Source organism: Hydrocoleum sp. CS-953 (genome assembly GCF_002260545.1).
Classification (GTDB): domain Bacteria; phylum Cyanobacteriota; class Cyanobacteriia; order Cyanobacteriales; family Microcoleaceae; genus Trichodesmium.
In genome coordinates this window covers 1-3,849 of the sequence record NZ_LGSU01000608.1, presented here as the reverse complement: position 1 = coordinate 3,849, position 3,849 = coordinate 1, and the positions used below count along the sequence as shown (strand labels likewise).

Sequence of the window (3,849 nt, the reverse complement as noted above, 5' to 3'; positions counted from 1 at the left end):
GGTTATTATAGTTGTAAGGCAAGCATTTAGCTGTTAGCTATTCCCATTAGCTTTATATAAAATGAAGTAAAATGGCAGTATTGAAAGACTTAATGACCACGTTTTATTATGGTTAAAATCACATTTTAAAACTTTATATATTCACCACAAATGTGTTTAAAATTTACATTAAAAAGCTGATTGCTGACCGCTAATAGCTAAATGCTTGGGTTTTAAGACTCTTAATGTTCGACAAAAAAATATGTTTTGAGAAAATGGAGATGATTCCATCATGCTTAAATTAACTACTTGAGTATTAAATGATAATCTAAATAATTTATTATAAACAATATCAATAGATAAAGTATAATGTTTAACAATTATCAAGATATATTTTTTGCAGTAGTTGGTGATGTCCACGGCTATATGTACACAATGATTCGCTTACTACAACAGTGGGAAAATCATTCTAGTCAAAAGCTTGCATTTATTCTGCAAGTAGGAGATTTTGAACCCCACCGCCATGAAGCTGATTTAGCAACAATGGATGCGCCTAAAAAATATCGTAAATTGGGAGATTTTCCCGACTTTTATGAACAAAGAGCAATTTTTCCTTAGCCTATTTGGTTTATTGGTGGTAATCATGAACCCTACGGTTTTTTAGACCGAACCAATACAGGTACAGAAATTACTAAGAATTGCTATTATTTGGGTAGGGTCGGCTCGGTAGTTTTAGCAGGTCTAAAAGTTGTAGGAGTTTCTGGTATTTATCAAGAGGAAAAATTTCAGATTAACCGACCTAAAGTTTCCCAAATTAGCAGCTATTCTAATAAGGATTATATTGCTTTTACAGAAGTAGAAATTATTCAGGCTTTAGACTATAAATCTACAGATATTTTGTTATTACATGACTGGCCTACTAATATCATAAATCCTGTAGATGCTGAAGAGTTTTAACAGCAACGTAGGAGTCAAGGCTATTACGATATCGTGGGAAATGAATATGCAAGAATGTTAGTAGATGAGTTAAAACCAAAGTTAGTAGTTTGTGGTCATTTGCATAAAAGTTATCGGAACAAAATATCACTAAGTTCTGGAAATTTGACAGATATTTGTTGTCTGGCAAATGTTCAGTCAGGAGCTGATGCAATTGCTATATTTAATCTGAGTAAAACAGGGAAAATTTCAGAAGTTAGGGAATAGGGTTTCAATAATTAATAATTAATAATTAATAATTACCTCTTCTGTAATAGAAGGATTGNGTCAGCATTGAAAAAATACGCCGAAAATTTCAATCCTTATTTATCAGTCAAAATTGTTGATTTTATATCCTTAATTAATTTAATTAAAAATTTGGAAAGAGGTATAATATAGCAATTCCCAAAAAGAGTGAGGTACAAAATTATAGGCTTTAGGCAACAGGCAACAGGCAATAGGCAACAGGGAAGAAATATCAAAGTGTACCTCACGCTTACTGAGAAACGCTATACCAATTTTAAAAAAGAATGTTACGAAGAATAAGCAGTATTAAAATCTTTGATAGGGAACTTATATTTGACTAAAAATATAATTTAAGATACAAAAAAGTAGATAAAAGCTATTCATTCTGACTCCTGTACGGGCGATTCGCGTTTGCGCCAGCATTCGGAACGAAATCGCCCCTACGACTCCTGACTCCTTTTATAGCGGTTTTCACAAAGGTAGACTACAAAACTTCTGCCTTCTGCTTTCTGCCTTCAGCCTTGAAGCCAAAATCTCTGTATTCTATGTTAATGAAAAGCGCTATAAGTACCCTAACTATTTGTAGCAAACATTTATCAAATTGGTATTATGATAACTCAAACTTTACCCATAATAAAAGATTCAGAACGTTTAGAAAATCGACTCAAAGAAATTCCTCAAACTCCAGGAGTTTATTTGATGCGGGATAGTAGCGATCGCATCCTTTATATTGGCAAATCTAAAAAACTAAGAAATCGAGTTCGTTCCTATTTTCGAGATGGTAAAAATCATACTCATCGTATCAGTTTAATGGTACAACAAATAGTAGAAATTGAATTTATTGTCACAGATACAGAAGCTGAAGCTTTAGCATTAGAAGCTAATCTTGTTAAGCAACATCAACCATATTTTAATGTCTTACTCAAGGATGATAAAAAATATCCTTATCTCTGCATAACTTGGTCAGAAAATTATCCCAGAATTTTTATTACGAGAAAGCGCAGATTAGGTAAAGCTAAAGACCGTTATTATGGTCCTTATGTGGATACCAGACTTTTGAGAAATACTCTACATTTAGTCAAACGAATTTTTCCTCTACGTCAAAGACCAAAACCTTTATTTAAAGACCGCCCTTGTCTCAATTATGATATTGGTCGTTGTCCGGGAGTTTGTCAGACATTAATTACTCCAGAGGAATATCATAAAATTGTGCAAAAAGTGGCAATGATTTTTCAAGGTCGGACTGGAGAATTGATTGATATTTTAAATGCTCAAATGGAAAAAGAAGCGGAGGCACTGAATTTTGAAAAAGCAGCAGCTATTCGCGACCAAATTAGAGATTTGAATTCTATAAATGCTGACCAAAAAGTTTCCTTGCCAGACGACCGAGTTTCTAGAGATGCAATCGCTTTAGCAGGAAATAATCAAATTGCTTGTGTTCAAATATTCCAAATTAGGGCTGGCAAATTAGTAGGAAGATTAGGATTTATTGCCGAAACTCCTAATTTAGAAACAACAGAAAATCAGGAATTAGGAGCAATTTTGCAGCGGGTTTTAGAATCCCATTATCAAACAGTAGAATCTGTAGAAATTCCCACAGAAATTATTGTGCAAAATCAATTGCCAGAGAGGGAATTTTTGCAAAATTGGTTGACAGAAAAGAAAGGTAAAAAAGTAGAAATATTTGTACCGCAACGCCAAGGAAAAGCAGAATTAATTGAAATGGTAAAAAAGAATGCTGAATATGAGTTGCTGCGGTTGGCGAAAATGAGCGATCGCAATAATGAAGCTATGACAGACTTAGCAGAAATATTAGATTTGCCAGAATTACCCCACCGCATCGAAGGTTATGATATTTCTCATATTCAAGGTTCGGATGCAGTCGCATCGCGGGTAGTATTTATTGACGGTTTGCCAGCAAAACAACATTATCGACATTATAAAATTAAAAATCCAGAAGTACGTTCCGGCCATTCTGATGATTTTGCCAGTATGGCAGAAGTTATAGGGCGACGGTTTCGCGACTATGAACAACAACCGACTACAGACAAACCAGATTTAATAATGATAGATGGTGGAAAAGGGCAACTTTCGGCAGTGGTGGCAGTTATGGAAGAGATGAATATATTGGAAGAAGTGCGAGTCGTAAGTTTGGCAAAACAACGGGAGGAAATGTTTTTACCAGGGGAGTCACAACCGTTAAAAACTGACGCGGAGCAACCGGGGGTGCAGTTGTTGCGGAGGTTGCGGGATGAAGCACATCGGTTTGCCGTGAGTTTCCATCGGGATAAAAGAAGTCAGAGAATGAAGCGATCGCGTCTAGATGAAATTCCCGGTTTAGGGCAACATCGACAAAAGTTGTTATTGGGGCATTTTCATTCCGTTGATTATATTAGGATGGCAACAGTGGAACAGTTGGCAGAAGTGTCGGGAGTCGGACCAAAATTGGCACAGCAAATTTACGATTATTTTCACTAAAACTAGGGAGTAGTTGAAAGCCTCTCCAAGGAGAGTATTTTGGGCGCATACATAATAGAGCCAAAAAATTACTCCCCTACTCCCCTACTCCCCTACTTCCAAGGAGAGTATTTTGGGCGCATACATAATAGAGCCAAAAAATTACTCCCCTACTCCCCTACTCCCCTACTC

At 35.7% G+C, this 3,849-nt stretch carries 4 protein-coding genes; all 4 read left to right on the top strand.

Annotated elements, in window-relative coordinates; genetic code table 11:
• The first annotated feature begins 348 nt into the window (after window positions 1-348).
• The 4 genes from AFK68_RS38305 (at window position 349) to uvrC (ending at window position 3,678) form a co-directional block, all read left to right on the top strand.
• Entirely contained in the window at window positions 349-597 is a 249-nt protein-coding gene (locus AFK68_RS38305; protein WP_210407270.1) for a hypothetical protein, read from the top strand.
• A gap of 90 nt (window positions 598-687) precedes the next feature.
• Window positions 688-936 carry a hypothetical protein gene (locus tag AFK68_RS38300; RefSeq protein WP_210407269.1) on the top strand — a complete coding sequence of 83 codons (249 nt, stop codon included), beginning with the start codon at window positions 688-690 and terminating at the stop codon, window positions 934-936.
• 33 nt (window positions 937-969) lie between these two features.
• A complete protein-coding gene (locus tag AFK68_RS38295) occupies window positions 970-1,182 on the top strand; it encodes a hypothetical protein (RefSeq protein WP_210407268.1) in 213 nt (70 codons plus the stop codon).
• Between the two features lie 627 nt (window positions 1,183-1,809).
• Entirely contained in the window at window positions 1,810-3,678 is a 1,869-nt protein-coding gene (gene uvrC, locus AFK68_RS06720) for an excinuclease ABC subunit UvrC (protein ID WP_094672096.1), read from the top strand.
• The last annotated feature ends 171 nt before the right edge of the window (window positions 3,679-3,849 follow it).

What these genes read in the sequence shown, in the direction of transcription:
- uvrC (WP_094672096.1), top strand. Translation starts at nt 1,810, where the DNA reads ATGATAACTCAAACTTTACCCATAATAAAAGATTCAGAACGTTTAGAA.
- AFK68_RS38305 (WP_210407270.1), top strand. Translation starts at nt 349, where the DNA reads ATGTTTAACAATTATCAAGATATATTTTTTGCAGTAGTTGGTGATGTC.